Origin of the sequence: Streptomyces sp. NPDC058279 (assembly GCF_042881255.1) — a bacterium.
Lineage (GTDB): Bacteria > Actinomycetota > Actinomycetes > Streptomycetales > Streptomycetaceae > Streptomyces.
In genome coordinates this window covers 103,126-121,480 of record NZ_JBHVYA010000004.1, presented here as the reverse complement: position 1 = coordinate 121,480, position 18,355 = coordinate 103,126, and the positions used below count along the sequence as shown (strand labels likewise).

17 protein-coding genes are annotated in these 18,355 nt (G+C 72.1%); 12 read left to right on the top strand and 5 right to left on the bottom strand.

The genetic code is table 11. The features are described 5' to 3' along the window. Positions 1-23 precede the first annotated feature (23 nt). A complete protein-coding gene (locus ACFVXJ_RS10280) occupies positions 24-608 on the bottom strand; it encodes a sugar transferase (protein ID WP_389661209.1) in 585 nt (194 codons plus the stop codon). Between the two features lie 208 nt (positions 609-816). On the opposite strand from ACFVXJ_RS10280, the gene dnaK reads away from it, so the two are divergent. Genes dnaK through ACFVXJ_RS10260 form a run of 4 tightly spaced genes read left to right on the top strand, consistent with a single transcriptional unit; the run spans position 817 to position 5,019 of the window. Continuing rightward, on the top strand, positions 817-2,661 hold the full coding sequence (gene dnaK, locus ACFVXJ_RS10275; protein ID WP_389661207.1) for a molecular chaperone DnaK: 1,845 nt from the start codon (positions 817-819) through the stop codon (positions 2,659-2,661). Next, positions 2,661-3,344 carry a nucleotide exchange factor GrpE gene (gene grpE / locus ACFVXJ_RS10270; protein ID WP_389661205.1) on the top strand — a complete coding sequence of 228 codons (684 nt, stop codon included), beginning with the start codon at positions 2,661-2,663 and terminating at the stop codon, positions 3,342-3,344. Before dnaK ends, grpE begins: the two co-directional genes overlap by 1 nt. A gap of 39 nt (positions 3,345-3,383) precedes the next feature. After that, on the top strand, positions 3,384-4,571 hold the full coding sequence (dnaJ, locus tag ACFVXJ_RS10265) for a molecular chaperone DnaJ (protein ID WP_389661203.1): 1,188 nt from the start codon (positions 3,384-3,386) through the stop codon (positions 4,569-4,571). Between the two features lies 1 nt (position 4,572). Continuing rightward, positions 4,573-5,019 carry a heat shock protein transcriptional repressor HspR gene (locus ACFVXJ_RS10260; protein ID WP_389661201.1) on the top strand — a complete coding sequence of 149 codons (447 nt, stop codon included), beginning with the start codon at positions 4,573-4,575 and terminating at the stop codon, positions 5,017-5,019. Positions 5,020-5,083: 64 nt separating this feature from the next. Here the strand turns inward: ACFVXJ_RS10260 and ACFVXJ_RS10255 are convergent, their stop codons facing one another. Next, positions 5,084-6,124 carry a helix-turn-helix transcriptional regulator gene (locus ACFVXJ_RS10255; protein ID WP_389661199.1) on the bottom strand — a complete coding sequence of 347 codons (1,041 nt, stop codon included), beginning with the start codon at positions 6,122-6,124 and terminating at the stop codon, positions 5,084-5,086. A gap of 342 nt (positions 6,125-6,466) precedes the next feature. Between ACFVXJ_RS10255 and ACFVXJ_RS10250 the strand changes: the two genes are divergently transcribed. Further along, positions 6,467-6,748, top strand: a complete 282-nt coding sequence (locus ACFVXJ_RS10250) for a (2Fe-2S)-binding protein (protein WP_361318886.1) — start codon at positions 6,467-6,469, stop codon at positions 6,746-6,748. Between the two features lie 159 nt (positions 6,749-6,907). On the opposite strand, the gene ACFVXJ_RS10245 is transcribed toward ACFVXJ_RS10250, so the two are convergent. Continuing rightward, positions 6,908-7,312, bottom strand: a complete 405-nt coding sequence (locus tag ACFVXJ_RS10245; RefSeq protein WP_389661197.1) for a pyridoxamine 5'-phosphate oxidase family protein — start codon at positions 7,310-7,312, stop codon at positions 6,908-6,910. A 160-nt stretch (positions 7,313-7,472) separates the two neighbouring features. Here ACFVXJ_RS10245 and clpB point away from each other — a divergent pair, with 160 nt between their 5' ends. Beyond that, complete coding sequence (gene clpB / locus ACFVXJ_RS10240) at positions 7,473-10,073, top strand: ATP-dependent chaperone ClpB (protein WP_389661195.1); 2,601 nt, start codon at positions 7,473-7,475, stop codon at positions 10,071-10,073. A 155-nt stretch (positions 10,074-10,228) separates the two neighbouring features. Next, positions 10,229-10,771, top strand: coding sequence for a YbjN domain-containing protein (locus ACFVXJ_RS10235; protein ID WP_136210059.1), 543 nt, complete (start codon positions 10,229-10,231; stop codon positions 10,769-10,771). Between the two features lie 4 nt (positions 10,772-10,775). Here ACFVXJ_RS10235 and ACFVXJ_RS10230 read toward each other — a convergent pair whose 3' ends face one another. Both ACFVXJ_RS10230 and ACFVXJ_RS10225 read right to left on the bottom strand, forming a co-directional pair. After that, positions 10,776-11,939, bottom strand: a complete 1,164-nt coding sequence (locus ACFVXJ_RS10230) for a hypothetical protein (RefSeq protein ID WP_389661194.1) — start codon at positions 11,937-11,939, stop codon at positions 10,776-10,778. A 271-nt stretch (positions 11,940-12,210) separates the two neighbouring features. Next, positions 12,211-13,395 carry a pyridoxal phosphate-dependent aminotransferase gene (locus ACFVXJ_RS10225; protein ID WP_389661192.1) on the bottom strand — a complete coding sequence of 395 codons (1,185 nt, stop codon included), beginning with the start codon at positions 13,393-13,395 and terminating at the stop codon, positions 12,211-12,213. 126 nt (positions 13,396-13,521) lie between these two features. Between ACFVXJ_RS10225 and ACFVXJ_RS10220 the strand changes: the two genes are divergently transcribed. The 5 genes from ACFVXJ_RS10220 to ACFVXJ_RS10200 all read left to right on the top strand — a co-directional run bounded on the left by ACFVXJ_RS10220 (position 13,522) and on the right by ACFVXJ_RS10200 (position 18,345). Continuing rightward, positions 13,522-13,764 (top strand): hypothetical protein, encoded by a 243-nt coding sequence (locus ACFVXJ_RS10220; RefSeq protein ID WP_389661191.1) that lies wholly within the window; start codon positions 13,522-13,524, stop codon positions 13,762-13,764. 379 nt (positions 13,765-14,143) lie between these two features. After that, the gene (locus tag ACFVXJ_RS10215; RefSeq protein ID WP_389661189.1) at positions 14,144-14,695 is read left to right on the top strand and encodes a DUF2617 family protein; all 552 of its coding nucleotides are present in this window, start codon (positions 14,144-14,146) and stop codon (positions 14,693-14,695) included. A gap of 107 nt (positions 14,696-14,802) precedes the next feature. Beyond that, positions 14,803-16,443, top strand: coding sequence for a polyamine aminopropyltransferase (locus ACFVXJ_RS10210; RefSeq protein ID WP_389661188.1), 1,641 nt, complete (start codon positions 14,803-14,805; stop codon positions 16,441-16,443). Between the two features lie 58 nt (positions 16,444-16,501). Then, positions 16,502-17,479, top strand: a complete 978-nt coding sequence (locus ACFVXJ_RS10205) for an SRPBCC family protein (protein ID WP_389661187.1) — start codon at positions 16,502-16,504, stop codon at positions 17,477-17,479. A 77-nt stretch (positions 17,480-17,556) separates the two neighbouring features. Then, complete coding sequence (locus tag ACFVXJ_RS10200) at positions 17,557-18,345, top strand: aldose 1-epimerase (protein ID WP_389661185.1); 789 nt, start codon at positions 17,557-17,559, stop codon at positions 18,343-18,345. Positions 18,346-18,355 lie beyond the last annotated feature (10 nt).

Here is an 18,355-nt window from a genome sequence, read left to right as displayed (position 1 = left end):
GGGCGTGCGGTGATCTGTGTCGCTCAGGCATGCCTCTGTCGGTAGGCGGCCCGGGGGGTCCGCGCGAGGATCGCCAGATCCATTCCCAGCCAGTGACTCTCCACATAGTGCCGGTCCAGCAGGGCCATCTCTTCCCAGGGCAGGTCGGAGCGGGCGCTCACTTGCCACAATCCGGTCATACCGGGCCGTACGTGCAGCCTATCGGCCCTGTCCACGCCCGCTTCGGGGCGCGGGCCCACCAGCGACATCTCGCCCCGCAGCACGTTGAGCAGCTGGGGCAGCGCGTCCAGCGCGCACCGTTCGACGAACTCGCCCGCCCGGCCGGCGTTCTCCGTCCGCAGCCGCCAGGTCCGGAACGGCCGCCCGCCCAGCCCGGCCGCCGGCTCCCGTACGAGGACCCGCGGGCCCGGCGTCCCGCGCCGCCCGGCCCCCGCCGCCCACCCGGCCGCGTAGAGCAGTCCGACGGCGGACAGGAGCGGGACGGCGACCACCACGGACAGCAGCAGCGCGCCGAGGAGGTCGAGCACCCGCTTGGCCGAGAGGTCCGGTCGTGGCGGCGACCAGGCGGGACGCCGGAGCGCGGGGAGGGTGCGGGGCGGCAGCGGCATGCAGGCACCGTGCCGCACGGCCCTTGCGGACCGGGGTCGGCGCGCGGCCGGCGTCGCCCGCTCGGCCCCCCGGCGCGGGGGCCGAACCCGCTGGTTGAGCGTAAGGCCGGCGTAAGAGTTGAGTCGACTCGGCTCACCTCTGTTGACGTGGCCGGCGGGTTCCTGCATCCTTGAGTCTGTTCCACTCAAGTCAGCTGGAGGAATCAAAATGGCACGTGCGGTCGGCATCGACCTGGGCACCACTAACTCCGTCGTCAGCGTTCTGGAAGGCGGCGAGCCCACCGTCATCACCAACGCCGAGGGCGCCAGGACCACGCCGTCCGTCGTCGCCTTCGCCAAGAACGGCGAGGTCCTCGTCGGCGAGGTCGCCAAGCGCCAGGCGGTCACGAACGTGGACCGTACGATCCGCTCGGTCAAGCGCCACATGGGCACCGACTGGAAGATCAACCTGGACGGCAAGGACTTCAACCCGCAGCAGATGAGCGCCTTCATCCTGCAGAAGCTGAAGCGCGACGCCGAGGCGTACCTGGGCGAGAAGGTCACGGACGCGGTCATCACCGTCCCGGCCTACTTCAACGACTCCGAGCGTCAGGCGACGAAGGAGGCCGGCGAGATCGCGGGCCTCAACGTCCTGCGCATCGTCAACGAGCCGACGGCCGCGGCCCTCGCCTACGGCCTCGACAAGGACGACCAGACCATCCTCGTCTTCGACCTCGGTGGCGGCACCTTCGACGTGTCGCTCCTGGAGATCGGTGACGGCGTCGTCGAGGTCAAGGCCACCAACGGTGACAACCACCTCGGTGGCGACGACTGGGACCAGCGCGTCGTCGACTACCTCGTGAAGCAGTTCGCCAACGGCCACGGCGTCGACCTGTCCAAGGACAAGATGGCGCTCCAGCGGCTGCGCGAGGCCGCCGAGAAGGCGAAGATCGAGCTGTCCTCCTCCACGGAGACCTCGATCAACCTGCCCTACATCACGGCTTCCGCCGAGGGCCCGCTGCACCTGGACGAGAAGCTCACCCGTGCCCAGTTCCAGCAGCTGACCGCGGACCTGCTCGACCGCTGCAAGACCCCGTTCCACAACGTCATCAAGGACGCCGGCATCCAGCTGTCCGAGATCGACCACGTGGTCCTGGTCGGCGGCTCCACCCGCATGCCGGCCGTCGCCGAGCTCGTGAAGGAGCTCACCGGCGGTCAGGACGCCAACAAGGGCGTCAACCCGGACGAGGTCGTCGCCATCGGCGCCACCCTCCAGGCCGGTGTGCTCAAGGGTGAGGTCAAGGACGTCCTGCTCCTCGACGTGACCCCGCTGTCCCTCGGCATCGAGACCAAGGGCGGCATCATGACCAAGCTGATCGAGCGCAACACGACCATCCCGACCAAGCGGTCGGAGATCTTCACGACGGCCGAGGACAATCAGCCGTCGGTGCAGATCCAGGTCTACCAGGGCGAGCGCGAGATCGCGGCGTACAACAAGAAGCTCGGCATGTTCGAGCTGACCGGTCTGCCGCCGGCCCCGCGCGGTGTCCCGCAGATCGAGGTCTCCTTCGACATCGACGCCAACGGCATCATGCACGTGACGGCGAAGGACCTCGGCACGGGCAAGGAGCAGAAGATGACCGTCACCGGCGGCTCTTCGCTCGGCAAGGACGAGGTCGACCGCATGCGCCAGGAGGCGGAGCAGTACGCGGACGAGGACCTGCGCCGCAAGGAGGCCGCGGAGACGCGCAACCAGGCCGAGCAGCTCGTGTACCAGACGGAGAAGTTCGTCAAGGACAACGAGGACAAGGTCCCGGGTGACGTCAAGTCCGAGGTCGAGGCGGCCGTCGCCGAGCTGAAGGAGAAGCTCAAGGGCGAGGACACGTCCGAGATCCGTACCGCCACGGAGAAGGTCGCGGCGGTCAGCCAGAAGCTCGGCCAGGCGATCTACGCGGACGCGCAGGCGGCCCAGGCCGCCGGCGGCGCGGCCGACGCCGGCCAGGCCAAGGCCGACGACGACGTGGTCGACGCCGAGATCGTGGACGACGAGAAGCCGAAGGGTGGCGCTGCCTGATGTCGGAGGAGACGCCGGGTTTCGACGAGAAGCCTGAAGTCCCCACCGGCGCCGGCGCGGACGACGCGGCAGCCGAGCCGAAGGCCGTCGACTCCTCCAAGGAGGACGAGGCGGCCCCGGCCGGGGACGCAGCAGCCGAGGCCCTCGGCAAGGAGACGGCCCTCGTGGCGCAGCTGGACCAGGCCCGTACCGCGCTCGGCGAGCGCACCGCGGACCTCCAGCGGCTCCAGGCGGAGTACCAGAACTACCGCCGGCGGGTGGAGCGGGACCGGATCGCCGTCAAGGAGATCGCGGTCGCGTCCCTGCTGACGGAACTGCTCCCGACGCTGGACGACATCGGCCGGGCGCGGGAGCACGGCGAACTGGTCGGCGGCTTCAAGTCGGTGGCCGAATCGCTGGAGACGGCCGCCGCCAAGATGGGGCTGCAGCAGTTCGGCAAGGAGGGCGAGCCCTTCGACCCGACGGTCCACGAGGCCCTGATGCACTCGTACGCGCCGGACGTCACCGAGACGACCTGCGTCGCGATCCTGCAGCCGGGCTACCGGATCGGCGAGCGCACCATCCGTCCCGCTCGGGTCGCGGTGGCCGAGCCCCAGCCGGGCGCGGCCCCCGCCGCGAAGGCCGAGTCCGCGGACGGCGACACGCCGTCTGACAAGGACACGGATGCCCCGGACAAGGGCTGACGTCGAACCTGTAGGTGCACGAGAGGAGGGCCACCGAGGATGAGCACGAAGGACTTCGTCGAGAAGGACTACTACAAGGTCCTCGGTGTCCCCAAGGACGCCACCGAGGCCGAGATCAAGAAGGCGTACCGGAAGCTCGCCCGCGAGTTCCACCCGGACGCCAACAAGGGCGACGCCTCGGCCGAGGAGCGCTTCAAGGAGATCTCCGAGGCGAACGACATCCTCGGGGACGCCAAGAAGCGCAAGGAGTACGACGACGCCCGCGCCCTGTTCGGCAACGGGGGCTTCCGCCCCGGTCCGGGCGGCGCCGGCGGCTCGTTCAACTTCGACCTCGGTGACCTCTTCGGCGGCGCCCAGCCGGGCGGCGGCGCGGGCGGCGGCTTCGGCGGCGGCCTCGGGGACGTCTTCGGCGGCCTGTTCAACCGCGGCGGCGCGGGCCCCGGTGCGGGCACCCGCACCCAGCCCCGCCGCGGCCAGGACATCGAGTCGGAGGTCACCCTCTCCTTCACGGAGGCGGTGGACGGGGCCACGGTCCCGCTCCGGATGTCCTCGCAGGCCCCCTGCAAGGCATGTTCGGGCACCGGCGACAAGAACGGCACCCCTCGGGTGTGCCCGACCTGTGTCGGTACCGGCCAGGTCTCGCGGGGCAGCGGCGGCGGCTTCTCGCTGACCGACCCCTGCGCGGACTGCAAGGGTCGCGGCCTGATCGCCGAGACCCCGTGTGACGTCTGCAAGGGCAGCGGCCGGGCCCGTAGTTCCCGCACCATGCAGGTCCGGATCCCGGCGGGCGTCTCCGACGGCCAGCGGATCCGGCTGCGCGGCAAGGGCGCCCCGGGCGAGCGCGGCGGTCCCGCCGGTGACCTGTACGTGGTCGTCCACGTCGGCAGCCACCCCGTGTTCGGTCGCAAGGACGACAACCTGACGGTGACCGTCCCGGTGACGTTCGCGGAGGCGGCCCTCGGCGCCGAGATCAAGGTGCCGACGTTGAACGGTCCTTCGGTCACCCTGAAACTGCCGCCGGGCACGCCGGGCGGCCGTACGATGCGTGCCCGGGGCAAGGGCGCGGTCCGCAAGGACGGCACCCGCGGTGATCTGCTGGTGACGGTCGAGGTGGCCGTCCCGGCGGAGCTGTCCGACAAGGCCCGCGAGGCGCTGGAGACGTACCGCGACGCGACCGGGTCCGAGGACCCGCGCGCCGCCCTGTTCGAGTCCGCGAAGGGAGCATGAGATGGACGGCCGCCGCAAGAACCCGTACCAACTGACCGATGAGACACCGGTCTACGTGATCTCGGTGGCCGCCCAGCTCTCGGGTCTGCATCCGCAGACCCTGCGTCAGTACGACCGTCTCGGCCTGGTCTCACCCGACCGGACGGCCGGGCGCGGGCGTCGATATTCGGCCAGAGACATCGAGCTGCTCCGTACGGTGCAGGCGCTGTCCCAGGACGAGGGCATCAACCTCGCGGGGATCAAACGGATCATCGAGCTGGAGAACCAGGTCGCGGCCTTGCAGCAGCGCGTGGCCGAACTGTCCACGGCTGTGGACGGGGCCGCCGCCACCCTGCGGGCGCGGGAGGCGCAGGTGCACGCCTCGTACCGGCGGGACCTGGTCCCGTACCAGCCGCCGCAGCCGGGCAGCGCGCTGGTCGTGTGGCGCCCCAAGCGCGCGAAGGACTGACCGGGAAACCGATCGCGGCATGACGTGTGGACCCCGCCGGGGCGACCGGGCGGGGTCCCGCGCGTCACGGCGTCGGACGCGCGGGCGACAGCGGCGGTGCCGCGCTGTGCAGGATGCCCGACTGCGCGATGAGGAAGCCGAGTTGCGCCCGGCTGCCACTGCCCAGCACGGTCGCCAGCTTCGCGATGTGCGCGCGGCAGGTGCGTACGTTCATCCCCAGCCGGCGCGCGATCGCCTCGTCCACATGCCCCTCGATGAGCAGTTGGGCGATGGAGCGCTGCACGCCGGAGATGCCGTCCGGGGTGTGCGTGTAGGGCACCTCGTCGCCCAAGGGGACGGCCCGGCGCCAGAGTTGTTCGAAGACCTTGATGAGGTAGTCGACGAGCCCGGGGTGGCGCAGCTCCAGCGCCACCCGGCGGTCGTCGCTCGCGGGGATGAACGCCACCGTGCGGTCGAAGATCATGAGCCGCTCGATGAGCTCCTCCAGCGTGCGGATCTCCACCTTGCCCGTGGAGACGCGGTCCACGTAGGCGAGCGTGCCCTGGCTGTGCCGCACGGTGTGCTGGTAGAGCGTACGGATGCTCACCCCGCGGTCGATGAGCGGCGCGGCGCGCTCCAAAGCCTCGCTGAGGATGAACGTGGGCCGGGCGCCGCCCGGCTGGACGGTCAGGGCCTCGGTGTGGCACTCGGCGGTGGCGAGGTCGAGGGCGGCGTTGATCTGGTCGATTCCCTCCAACACGGTGATGGCGTGGGTGTTGGCGGGGCTCTGGGCGCTGATGGCGAGGAACGGCTCGAATGCATCGGTGAGATCTACAGCAGTGCGTCTGCGGTCCTGGATCTCGCGTTCGATGGGGTGCAGCCGTTGGGCGAGCGCGACGGACGGGGGAACCGCGCGGAGCTGGTTCGCGTCATCCGGGTCGGGCCGCAGCAGAGCGAATTCGAGCAGGCAGGGGGCGTTCCGCACCTCGCCGCGGGCGACGCGGCCGGCGCTCAGGGCAGCCGCGTACAGCCGTGCTCCTTCGGCGCACATCTCCGTGACGGGGTGGGGATGTGTCGGGTTTGCCTCGCTTCTTGCCAAATCTCCACCCCCCAGGGTCCTGAACATGTAAGAACATGATGCATCGTCCCTGTGGCACTGACGTGCCTGAATAAGCCATCGTCTGTCACTGCGGGGGAGAGGATTCCATCAAGTGAGGACGAAGCCGACCATGTATAAGAGAATGCTTCGCTCGGCGCTTGCCGTTGTTTTCTCCGCCGTTGCGGTCTTCGGGGCAGTCGTCGCCGTCAACGGGGACGCGGGAAGCGTTCAGGCCAGTGCCGGTACGCCCGTCGAGTCGGTAGGCAAGCACGATCTCGGCTGGAACACGGCTCCCCTGGACCTAGGCTGGAACAGCGCGCCTGCGCAGGTCTCCCAGTGACCCCCGACGACCGGGACTTCCGACGCGAGATGGCTTCGGCGTACCGGTCGGGGTGGCAGTTCATCGATCTCGCCACGGCCATCCCCCACGCCGGCGATTCGCTGATGGTCACCCTGTTCGGCCAGCCGATCGTCGTCGTACGAGAAGAGGACGAAGACGTCCGGGCCTACCGCTGTCTGCGCCGCCCCCGGGGCGCACCGCAGCCCGTCCGCTGTGAGGTGCGGTACGGAATGGTCTTCGTCAACCTCGACCAGCGGGACCACCAGCTGTTCGAGCCTGAGATCACCGCCGCCACCCCCCGAAGTGCCTGAAGCGATTCCCCCTCGTTGCACATCGCTCAGGTGCTACCCCCACACAACGGCGCCATCGTGGACCTGACCACGATGGCGCCGTTGTGATGTCCGGGCGCGCGGGCGGCCCGGCCGTCGCCGGCCCGGCCGTCGTCGCCGGCCCGCGTGCGCGGTGGCGCGTCAGGCGCGGCCCATCGCCCGGTCCAGGGTGATCTCCAGGACGACCCGGTCCGGGTTGGGCGAGGGCGTCCGCCCGTACCGCCGCGCGTAGCGCTCCACCGCGTCGGCCACCGACGCCTCGTCCGTGCGGATCGTGGCGCGCCCCTCCAGGGTGGCCCAGCGCCGGCCCTCCATCTGGCACACCGCGACCCGTGCGACGCCGTCGGGCGCCGCCAGGACGTTGCGGACCTTCTTGCTGTGCTTGTTGCTGATCACCCGGGCCAGTCCCGCCTCGGGGTCGTACGTCACGCCCACCGGCACCACGTGCGGGCTGCCGTCCGGGCGGTGCGTGGTGAGGGTGCAGACGTGCCGTTCCCGCCAGAAGGCGAGGTATTCGGGCGTCGGGTGGAGTACGTCGTGGGCCATGGGCGAAGCGTACGTTCGGGGCCGGGCCGGGCCTCGGTCGGTCGGCCCTTGAAAACCACCTTGAGTGGAATAGACTCAACTTTGTGCACGCTATACCTGTCACACCGGATGTCATGTGGGACATGACGATCCGAACCTGACCACGGAGAGGAGAGCGGCGGTGGACGCCGAGCTGACGAACAAGAGCCGGGACGCGCTGAACGCGGCCACCACCAGGGCCGTGAAGGACGGCCACCCGGACCTGACCCCCGCGCACCTGCTGCTGGCCCTGCTCGCCGGTGAGGACAACGACAACCTCATCGACCTGCTCGCCGCGGCCGGGGCCGACCAGGCCGCCGTGCGCACCGGCGCCGAACGGCTGCTGGCCGCCCTGCCCAGCGTCACGGGCTCCACCGTCGCGCCCCCGCAGCCCACGCGTGAGCTGCTCGCCGTACTCGCCGAGGCCGACGCCGAGGCGGGCAGGCTCGGCGACGAGTACCTCTCCACCGAACACCTCCTCATCGCCCTCGCCGCCAAGGGCGGCGCGGCCGGCGAGGTCCTGACCGCCCAGGGGGCGACGGCGCGCGAGCTGCTGGACGCCTTCGAGAACGCACGAGGAGGGCGGCGGGTGACCACTCCCGACCCCGAGGGCCAGTACAAGGCCCTGGAGAAGTTCGGCACCGACTTCACGGCGGCCGCCCGCGAGGGCAAGCTCGACCCCGTCATCGGCCGCGACCACGAGATCCGCCGCGTCGTCCAGGTGCTCTCCCGCCGCACGAAGAACAACCCGGTGCTCATCGGCGAACCCGGCGTCGGCAAGACGGCCGTGGTCGAGGGCCTCGCCCAGCGCATCGTCAAGGGCGACGTACCCGAGTCCCTGAAGAACAAGCGGCTCGTCGCCCTCGACCTCGGCGCGATGGTCGCGGGCGCGAAGTACCGCGGCGAGTTCGAGGAACGGCTCAAGACCGTCCTCGCCGAGATCAAGTCCAGTGACGGTCAGATCATCACCTTCATCGACGAGCTGCACACGGTCGTCGGCGCGGGCGCCGGCGGGGATTCGGCCATGGACGCGGGCAACATGCTCAAGCCCATGCTCGCCCGCGGCGAACTGCGCATGGTCGGCGCGACCACGCTCGACGAGTACCGCGAGCGGATCGAGAAGGACCCGGCGCTGGAGCGCCGCTTCCAGCAGGTGCTGGTGGCGGAGCCGACCGTCGAGGACACCATCGCCATCCTGCGCGGCCTCAAGGGCCGCTACGAGGCCCACCACAAGGTCGTCATCAACGACAGCGCCCTCGTCGCCGCGGCCACCCTCTCGGACCGCTACATCACCTCCCGGTTCCTCCCGGACAAGGCCATCGACCTGGTGGACGAGGCCGCCTCGCGGCTCCGCATGGAGATCGACTCCTCGCCCGTCGAGATCGACGAGCTCCAGCGCTCCGTCGACCGGCTGCGCATGGAGGAGCTGGCGCTCAAGAACGAGTCCGACCCCGCCTCCATCGAGCGCCTGGAGAAGATCCGCAGGGACCTCGCGGACCGGGAGGAGGAGCTGCGCGGCCTGACCGCGCGCTGGGAGAAGGAGAAGCAGTCCCTCAACCGGGTCGGCGAGCTGAAGGAACGCCTGGACGACCTGCGCGGCCAGGCCGAGCGCGCCCAGCGCGACGGCGACTTCGACGCGGCGTCCAAGCTGCTCTACGGGGAGATCCCCGCCCTGGAGCGCGAGCTGGCCGAGGCCACGGAGGCCGAGGCCGAGGCGTCCCACGCCGGCCCGGCCAAGGACGCCATGGTCAAGGACGAGGTCGGCCCGGACGACATCGCGGACGTGGTGGGCGCCTGGACGGGCATCCCCTCGGGCCGGCTGCTCGAAGGCGAGACGCAGAAGCTGCTGCGCATGGAGGCCGAGCTGGGCCGCCGGCTGATCGGCCAGGAGGAGGCCGTACGGGCCGTCTCCGACGCCGTGCGCCGCACCCGGGCGGGCATCGCCGACCCGGACCGGCCGACGGGCTCGTTCCTCTTCCTGGGCCCGACGGGCGTGGGCAAGACCGAGCTGGCCAAGGCGCTCGCGGACTTCCTGTTCGACGACGAGCGGGCGATGGTCCGCATCGACATGTCCGAGTACGGCGAGAAGCACTCCGTGGCCCGGCTGGTCGGCGCGCCGCCCGGCTACGTCGGCTACGAGGAGGGCGGCCAGCTCACCGAGGCCGTGCGCCGGCGCCCCTACTCCGTCGTCCTGCTGGACGAGGTGGAGAAGGCCCACCCCGAGGTCTTCGACATCCTGCTCCAGGTCCTGGACGACGGCCGGCTCACGGACGGCCAGGGGCGCACGGTGGACTTCCGCAACACCATCCTGATCCTGACCTCGAACCTCGGGTCCCAGTTCCTGATGGACCCCCTGGCCACGCCGGAGGACAAGAAGACCAAGGTCCTCGACGTGGTGCGGGCCTCCTTCAAGCCGGAGTTCCTCAACCGACTGGACGACCTGGTGGTCTTCTCGGCGCTGAGCCGCGACGAGCTGGCCCACATCGCCGAGCTCCAGATCGGCCGGCTCGCCAAGCGGCTGGCCGACCGCCGGCTGACGCTGGACGTCACGCCGGAGGCCCTGGCCTGGCTGGCGGACAAGGGCAACGACCCGGCCTACGGTGCCCGACCGCTGCGCCGGCTGATCCAGACGGCCGTCGGCGACCGCCTCGCCAAGGAGATCCTGGCGGGCGAGGTCCGCGAGGGCGACACCGTGCGCGTGGACGTGGCGGGAGAGGACCTGCTGGTCGGCAAGGCGCTGTGACACCGGACGGGGCCCCGGGCGCGGGGCCCCGGTCCCTGCCCGTCCTTACCGGAGCCCTACTCGTGTCCGCCCGGAGCGGATCGGGCGTGCGGGGCTGGACACGGGGTGGGACCGATGGGGGAGGATGACACTATCCGCACGAAGGGAAGTACACGGTGAGCATCGACCCGGCCTCGATTCCGAACTTCGGAGGGCAGCAGCCCGATCCGCAGGCCACAGGACCGGCGGGCCCCGTCGTCCCCGACCAGGATCTGGTCAAGCAGCTGCTGGAGCAGATGGAGCTCAAGTACGTCGTCGACGACGAGGGTGACCTCGCGGCGCCGTGGGAGGAGTTCCGCACGTACTTCATGTTCCGCGGCGACGGCGAGCAGCAGGTCTTCTCGGTGCGGACCTTCTACGACCGTCCGCACGGCATCGAAGACAAGCCGCAGCTGCTGGAGACGATCGACGACTGGAACCGCCGCACCCTGTGGCCGAAGGTCTACAGCCACACGCACGACGACGGCTCCGTCCGCCTGATCGGCGAAGCGCAGATGCTGGTGGGTACCGGCGTCAACCTGGAGCACTTCGTGTCCTCCACCGTCAGCTGGGTCCGGGCCTCGATCGAGTTCGACAAGTGGCTCGTCGAGCAGCTCGGCCTGGAGCAGGACGCCGACTCCGCCGACGGCGGGGACGACAAGGGCGACGAGGAGAACTGACCCGTCACAGCGGTACCCGCGCCACCAGGAGCAGGTACACCCCATAGCCGTACGAGAGCCCGGCCAGCCCCGCGGTCACCACGACCGCGGTGCGGGGCCGGGCTTTGGCCATCACGGCGGCGGGCACCAGCAGCAGCGGGAACGCGGGCAGCAGGAAGCGCGGCTTCGACTCGAAGAAACCGCCCCCGCCGTAGGTGATCAGCATCAGTACGCCGGTGTACGCGAGCAGCGCCAGCGGGGCCCGGTCCAGCAGCAGCGGCACCGCCAGCAGCGCCGCCACCACCAGCACCGCGACGGTGAAGCTGGTCGCGAACGGTACGGGGCCGCCGGTCAGCACCTTCTCGGCGTCGCGCAGCGTGCCCACGCCGAAGTCGAATCGGGACCCCCAGCGCCGCTGGACGGTGAAGTACCCGTCGACGGGATGCCCGGTGCGCGCCCCCACCGCCAGGACGTACGCGGCCCAGCCCGCCGGGGCCAGCAGCGCGGCGGCCCACACTTCCGGCGCCCGCCGGCCGCGTACCGCGAGCGCGTGCAGGGCCGTGAGGGACACCGCGGCGGCGACGGCGATCCCGGTGGGCCGGGTCAGCCCGGCGAGGACCGCCAGCGCGGTCGCCCAGAGCCAGCGCTCCCGCAACACCGCGTACAGGGCCCAGGCGGCCAGCGCGGCCAGCAGCGCCTCGGTGTAACCGGCGCTCAGCACCACGGCGTGCGGCAGCACGGCCCACAGGGCGACCAGCAGCACCCCGCCCCGGGCCCCCAGCAGTCGCTCCCCGACCCGGTACACCCCGAGGGCGGCTCCGGCCGCGGCGGTCCACGCCACCGCCAGCGCGGCCAGGGCGCCGCCGCCCGCGAGGCGCACCAGGGCCGGGTAGAGCGGGAAGAAGGCGTAGTCGCTCTGGATGGAGCCGTCCGCCCACATCTGGGTCCGGCCGTACCCGTGGGCGGCGATGCCGAGGTACCAGACGGAGTCCCACGATCCGCCGAGGACCCGGGCCGGGTCCCGCCCGGCCCACCAGGCGCCGGCGGTGATGATCAGCACCCCGGCCCCGCGCACGGCGGCGAACACGCCGAGCGCGAGGAGGGCGGGCGACGGGCCGTCGGTGCGCGTCCGGGGCGGGTGCGGGTGCGGGTGCGGGGACAGCGTCGGACCCGTCGAAACCGCAGCCATGTCTCCCGGTCTTCCCGCCGGCGCTTCCGGCGCGTTCGCGTGCGTCAGCCTCGCTCCGGCGCCGATCACCCCGGAGCCCGCGGTGGAAGGGGCTCCCGGCCGGCCTCCCCACGACGGGCCAACCCTACGAGGCCGGCCCCCGCGCCGATTCCCGGCCGACACCCGCCCAAACCGCCGTTTCCCCAGGTGAAGCGCCCGAGCGGGGCTCCCGCGCGGAAGTCTTTCGGGGGACCCCGCCGCGCCCGTTCGGGTGCCTCCCCCCGCCGGCGCCCTACAGGCGGCCGAGCCGGGCGACGGCTTCCCGGAGGACTTCGGTGCGCTTGCAGAAGGCCCAGCGGACCTGGGTGGCGCCGGCGGACCGGTCGTCGTAGAAGACCTGGTTGGGGATGGCGACCACGCCGCAGCGCGTCGGCAGGGCGCGGCAGAAGGCGAGGCCGTCCTTCTCGCCGAGGGGGGTGATGTCGGTGGTGACGAAGTACGTGCCCTGCGGGCGGAACACCTCGAAGCCCGCCGCCGCGAGCCCGTCGGCGAGGAGGTCGCGCTTGGCGAGGTGGTCCGCGCGGAGGGTCTCGTAGAACGTGTCCGGCAGGGCCAGGGCCTCGGCGATCGCGTGCTGGAAGGGGCCCGAGGAGACGTACGTGAGGAACTGCTTCGTCGAGCGGACGGCGGCGACCAGCGCGGGCGGTGCGGTGACCCAGCCGACCTTCCAGCCGGTGAAGGAGAACGTCTTGCCGGCCGAGGAGATGGTCACCGTGCGCTCGCGCATGCCGGGCAGGGCGGCGAGGGGGGTGTGCGACCCCTCGAAGACGAGGTGTTCGTAGACCTCGTCGGTGACGACCAGCAGGTCCCGCTCGATCGCCAGTTCGGCGACGGCCGCCAGCTCCGCGGGGGTCAGGACCGTGCCCGTGGGGTTGTGCGGGGTGTTCAGCAGGAGCAGCCGGGTCCGGGGGGTGACGGCGGCGCGCAGGGCGTCCGCGTCGAGGCGGAAGTCGGGGGCGCGCAGTGTCAGCGGGACCCGGACGGCGCCGGCCATGGCGATGCAGGCGGCGTAGGAGTCGTAGTAGGGCTCCAGGGCGATGACCTCGTCACCCGGTTCGAGCAGGGCCAGCAGGGCGGCCGCGATGGCCTCCGTGGCGCCCGCCGTGACCAGGACCTCCGTGTCGGGGTCGTACGTCAGCCCGTAGAAGCGCCGCTGGTGCTCGGTGATCGCGACCCGCAGTTCCGGGACGCCGGGGCCCGGCGGGTACTGGTTGCCCCTGCCGTCCCGGATCGCGCGTACGGCCGCCTCGGCGATCTCCGCCGGACCGTCCGTGTCGGGGAAACCCTGGCCGAGGTTGATCGACCCCGTGGCGGTGGCCAGGGCCGACATCTCCGCGAAGATCGTGGTGCCGAAGTCCGCCAGCCGGCGGTTCAGGAAGGGGCGGCTGCCGCCCACGGGTGCGCTCATGGCGGCCATCCTGCGCGGAACCTCTGGAGTTGCTCAAGTGTGCTTTGGCGCGCGTGGCCGGCGGGCATCTCCCCCGCACACGGGACACGGGGGTCCCGTACCCCGGGGATCCGGGGGTTCGGAGAGGGGCGGGACATGGTTCTTGCCGTAGTGCTCTTGGGTGTCGTCTTCGTCGGGATCGTCGTCGCGGTGGCCGTCAAGGCCGCGGGCGGGGGAAGCGGCGGCAGCGGTGGCAGTGGAAGTGACAGCAGCTGGTGGGCCGCGAGCGGCTCCGACGGGTCCTCGGGCGGCTGCTCCGGCGGCTCGTCCTGCGGGTCCTCGTCGTCGTGCGGTTCCTCGGGTTCCTCCTGCGGTGGCGGCGGATGCGGATCCAGTTGAGGATCGGTACGGCCGGGACCGCGTAAACGGGACGCCCAGCGGGGACAACTTCCCTTGGGCGTCCCCTTGTTAGCACCTCGTCAACTCCTCGACAACGCCACGTCAACACCCTGCCGGTACCGCATTCGCCTCCGCGTTACGACGTACGGGCGGCATGTGGTTGAACACGTGAACCGGGTAGCCCCCGGGGGGATGTAAACCCAATCAAGTTGGGTAAAAACGCTGTGAGTGCCGTGCCTTTCATGATTCCCTCGGTTGAGTAGACCAGTCCTCGGACCTCCCTGGACTTCCTGTGGACCCGTGCCGGTGTCCCCCCACCCGTTGACCAACCGCTGGCGGTCCCCGGCCCACCTCCCTCGCGCGTTTGCGGAGCCGACTCATGCTCACGACCCTCCAGACCACCTACACCGACACGCGTGCCGCCGATCTCGCCTGGGCCCTGGGACGGGACCGGCTGCCCGCCCTCGCCGTACTCAACCTCCAGCTCGCGGGCGCGAAGGTGGAGTTGCGCCTGCTCGGCGCCTCCCACCAGGTGCTCATGGAGGAAGGCGACGTGCTCTGCTCGGAGACGGTCGCCTGCATGCCCGGCAGCAGCACCCCGCTGCCGCTGGGAGTGGCCGAGCGGGTGGGCGACTGGGAGTACGAGTTCGCCGCGCGCGTCGAGACGCTCTCGCGCGGCTCGTTCGCCGGGCGCGCCCAGGAGTTGCTCGCGCTGGTCGCGGATCACCCGAACGGACTCGCCGGGACCTTTCCCGGCAGCCCGCACGCCTTCACCGCCCTGCTGGCGCAGCGCCACGAGGGCCAGGTGCGGTGGCGGACCTGGCACGCGTACCCGCAGGAGGGCCAGTTGGTCGCCACCCGCACCCGGGTGGGGGTACGGACGGGCACGGACGCGGGAGCCTCCGAGGCGGTGGGCGTGGCGTCGCTGTGAGGGGGTGCGGAGCCGGCTCGCGATTACTCCGATCGGCTGAATCGACGCACCACTTACACCCATGTGAGTGACGGGGTGCGAGCGGTCGGTGACGTACGGTTCGCCTCATGATCGACCGTTCCGTACCGCGCCGGGTGCTGCCGGCTCCGGGGCCGCGGGGCGTGGCGACCGTCCCGGCCGCCCTGCCCGTACGGCCCCGGACCGGGCGACTCCTCGTGCTGGCCACCGTCTTCGTCTGCGCCGCCTGCGGTCTCGTCTACGAACTGGAACTGCTCGCGCTCGGCTCCTACCTCATCGGGGACTCCGTCACCCAGGCGTCGGTGGTGCTGTCCGTGATGGTCTTCGCCATGGGCGTCGGCTCCCTGCTCGCCAAACGGCTCCGCCGCCGGCCCGCGTTCGGCTTCGCCGCCGTCGAAGCGGCGCTCGCCCTGCTCGGCGGGCTGTCGGCGATGGCCCTGTACGCGAGTTTCGCCTGGCTGGGGGAGTCGAGGCCCGCGCTCGTCGCCTTCTCGTTCTCCATCGGCGTGCTCATCGGCGCCGAGATCCCGCTCCTGATGGTGCTGATCCAGCGCATCCACCGGCAGGACGCGGGCGGCGCGGTCGCGGACCTGTTCGCCGCCGACTACGTGGGCGCCCTGGTCGGCGGGCTCGCGTTCCCCTTCCTGCTCCTGCCGGTGCTCGGCCAGCTCGGCGGCGCGGTACTCACCGGTTCCGTCAACGCCACCGTCGGCGGCGGACTCGTCCTGTGGCTGTTCCGCCGCGACCTCAGCCGCCGCTGCCGCTGGCTGCTGATCGCCGCGAACGTGACCGTCCTCGCCGTCCTCGCCTCCGCGGCCCTCCTGGCCCACGACTTCGAGCGGATCGCGCGCGGCGCCGTCTACGGCGGCAACGTGCGGGTCGCCGTACAGACCGACGTACAGGAGCTGGTGCTGACCGGACCGGCCACCGGGTCACCGCGCTCGCTCGACCTGTACCTCGACGGCAGGCTGCGGGTCAGCGGCTACGACGAGTACCGCTACCACGAGGCCCTCGTCCACCCGGCGATGGCCGGCCCGCACGCCCGGGTCCTGGTCCTGGGCGGCGGGGACGGGCTCGCCGCCCGTGAGGTGCTGCGCTACCCCGACGTCACCTCCGTGACCGTCGTCGAGCTCGACCCGGGTGTGGTCCGGCTAGCCCGTACCGACCCGATGCTGTCCGAGCTGAACGGCGCGGTGTACGAGGACCCCCGCCTCGGCGTCGTCACTCAGGACGCCTTCAACTGGCTGCGGGGCCCGGCCGCCCGGGACCGCTTCGACGTCATCGTCTCCGACCTGCCCGATCCGGGCATCACGCCCAGCACGAAGCTGTACTCGCAGGAGTTCTACGGGCTGGCCGCCCGCGCCCTGCGCCCCGGCGGCCGGATCGCGGTGCACGCGGGGCCGCTGGCCACCCGGCCGCGCACCTACTGGACGGTCGACGCCACCCTGCGCGCGGCCGGTCTGCGGACCACGCCCTACAGCGCGGGCGGCCGGCTCTCCGGGTTCACCGCCGGCCCCGACCGCGCGCAGGGCGGCACCGGCGCCCGACCGCAGGACTGGGGCTTCGTGCTCGCCGCGCGGGACGCCGCGCCGCGGCTGCGGGTCGACCGCGACACGCCGGGGCTGCGCTCGGTGTCCACCCCGGCCCTCCAGGAGGCGGCCCGGGAGGCCGAGCGCACCCGGGTGCCGGGCCTGCCGCCCTCGACGCTCCCGCACCCGAGGTACACGTAGGGCCCGGGCCGGCGCAGGACCGGGTACAGGAACCGGTCTCGTCGGTAGGCTCGTCCGCATGGAGCATCAGGTGTTCGTTCCGGTACCCGCAGACGACCTTCGCGCCGTGCTGCGCGACCCCGCCCGGGTGGCCCGTTGCGTACCCGGGCTCCAGCAGGACGCCGACACGGCGTCCGGGCCCCTGGCGGGCCGGCTCAGGGTGCGGGTGGGCGGACACACCGTGACCTACCGGGGGGCGCTGGCCGTCACGGAGCGGGACCCGGGGCGCTTCGCCGTGGAGGGGGAGGGCGCCGAGGTGCGGGGCAGCGGGACCGTCAGGCTCGCGCTGACGCTGCGGCTCACCCCGCACGAGGGCGGCACCCGGCTGGAGATCTCCGGCGAGGGCTCCGCCGACGGGCGCGCCGCGGGCTTCGCGCCGGACGTCACCGCGGCGGCCGTGCAGCGGCTGCTGGACCGCACCGCCGCGAACCTCGCCGCTGCGGCGGCCGGGGTGGCGGAGCCGGACCCGGAGCGGGGTTTGGTGGCGGAGCCGGGGTCCGGGTCGGAGCCGCCGGCCGAGCCGGGAGCCGGGTCGGAGTCGCCGGCCGAGCCCGTCGCCGATCCCGTCGCGGACGCCGAGGAGGCGGAACTCGGCGCCGTCTCCGCCGCTGCCGACTCCGCCGGCGACGGTGAGGGGGACTCCGCCGGGAACGGTGAGGGGGACGGCATCACCGAGATCACCGAGTCGGTGTTCGACGCCGAGGTCCCGCCCCCGTCCCTCGACCCCTTCCTCGAAGGCGGCTTCGAGCACCTCGACCAAACCGGTGCGCTCGGCGGATCCGCGCGGCCCCCCGCCGAAGCCGCCCACGCCCGCCGCACGATGATCGGCCGCAGTGCCGAGGAAGTCGACCACGCGCCGCCGCGCGGTCGCTACGCCCCCGTTCCGGCCCCCTCCTCGGCCGCCGCCGGAGTCGGCCTGCGCTGGATCGCGCCGGCCGCCGCCCTGGCCGTCGCCTCGGCCGTCGTGGTCGGCCGCGTCCTGCGCCGGCGGCGCTGAAGGGCCCGCCGGGCGGCGCCGTTTCACGGGTACGACCTTGACCACGGGGACGGCCCCGGCCGTTTAGGGTCGGCCGTATGAGTACGCGACTGAGCGCCGGCGGCGCCGAGCTGACGATCGACCAGGAGAACGGCTGCCGGATCAGCAGTCTGCGCGTCGACGGGACCGAGCTGCTGCGGCAGGGCCCCAAGTACGGGGCGTTCCCCATGGTCCCGTGGTGCGGGCGCACCGCGAACGGGCGGTTCCGCGACGGGGCGGCCGTCCACCGGCTGCCGCTCAACCACCCCCCGCACGCCATCCACGGCTTCGGTCGCGAGGCCGCCTGGCGTCCGGCCCTGGGCACCGGCACCGAGGCCGTGTTCACGTACGACCTCGGCGACCCGTGGCCGTACCCGGGCCGGGTGACCCAGGTCTTCCGGCTGGACGAGGACGCGCTGACGCTCACGATGGGCGTGGAGACGTACGGGGACTCCTTCCCGGCCCAGGCCGGCTGGCACCCCTGGTTCCACCGCAGTCTCACGCCCGACGGCGCGGAGGCGAAGCTCGATTTCGCCCCGGCCTGGCAGGAGGAGCGCGGCCCCGACCACATCCCGACCGGCCGGCGGATCGACCCGAAACCGGGTCCGTGGGACGACTGCTTCGGGATGCCCGACGGGGTGGACGTCACCCTGACGTGGCCCGGCGCGCTGGAGCTGAGGATCACCAGTCGGGCCGAGTGGGTGGTCGTCTACGACGAGGAGCCGGAGGCGATCTGCGTCGAACCCCAGTCGGGGCCGCCGAACGGTCTGAACAGCCTGCCGCGGCTGGTCACCCCCGTGGACCCGCTGGAGGTCTCCACCACCTGGACCTGGCGCCGCCTGGCCTAGGGGCGTGCCA

Bases quoted from the DNA above. Each gene is read 5' to 3' on its own strand.
- ACFVXJ_RS10280 (WP_389661209.1), bottom strand. From the start codon at position 608: ATGCCGCTGCCGCCCCGCACCCTCCCCGCGCTCCGGCGTCCCGCCTGG.
- dnaK (WP_389661207.1), top strand. From the start codon at position 817: ATGGCACGTGCGGTCGGCATCGACCTGGGCACCACTAACTCCGTCGTC.
- grpE (WP_389661205.1), top strand. From the start codon at position 2,661: ATGTCGGAGGAGACGCCGGGTTTCGACGAGAAGCCTGAAGTCCCCACC.
- dnaJ (WP_389661203.1), top strand. From the start codon at position 3,384: ATGAGCACGAAGGACTTCGTCGAGAAGGACTACTACAAGGTCCTCGGT.
- ACFVXJ_RS10260 (WP_389661201.1), top strand. From the start codon at position 4,573: ATGGACGGCCGCCGCAAGAACCCGTACCAACTGACCGATGAGACACCG.
- ACFVXJ_RS10255 (WP_389661199.1), bottom strand. From the start codon at position 6,124: ATGTTCAGGACCCTGGGGGGTGGAGATTTGGCAAGAAGCGAGGCAAAC.
- ACFVXJ_RS10250 (WP_361318886.1), top strand. From the start codon at position 6,467: ATGGCTTCGGCGTACCGGTCGGGGTGGCAGTTCATCGATCTCGCCACG.
- ACFVXJ_RS10245 (WP_389661197.1), bottom strand. From the start codon at position 7,312: ATGGCCCACGACGTACTCCACCCGACGCCCGAATACCTCGCCTTCTGG.
- ACFVXJ_RS10230 (WP_389661194.1), bottom strand. From the start codon at position 11,939: ATGGCTGCGGTTTCGACGGGTCCGACGCTGTCCCCGCACCCGCACCCG.
- ACFVXJ_RS10225 (WP_389661192.1), bottom strand. From the start codon at position 13,395: ATGGCCGCCATGAGCGCACCCGTGGGCGGCAGCCGCCCCTTCCTGAAC.
- ACFVXJ_RS10220 (WP_389661191.1), top strand. From the start codon at position 13,522: ATGGTTCTTGCCGTAGTGCTCTTGGGTGTCGTCTTCGTCGGGATCGTC.
- ACFVXJ_RS10215 (WP_389661189.1), top strand. From the start codon at position 14,144: ATGCTCACGACCCTCCAGACCACCTACACCGACACGCGTGCCGCCGAT.
- ACFVXJ_RS10210 (WP_389661188.1), top strand. From the start codon at position 14,803: ATGATCGACCGTTCCGTACCGCGCCGGGTGCTGCCGGCTCCGGGGCCG.
- ACFVXJ_RS10205 (WP_389661187.1), top strand. From the start codon at position 16,502: ATGGAGCATCAGGTGTTCGTTCCGGTACCCGCAGACGACCTTCGCGCC.
- ACFVXJ_RS10200 (WP_389661185.1), top strand. From the start codon at position 17,557: ATGAGTACGCGACTGAGCGCCGGCGGCGCCGAGCTGACGATCGACCAG.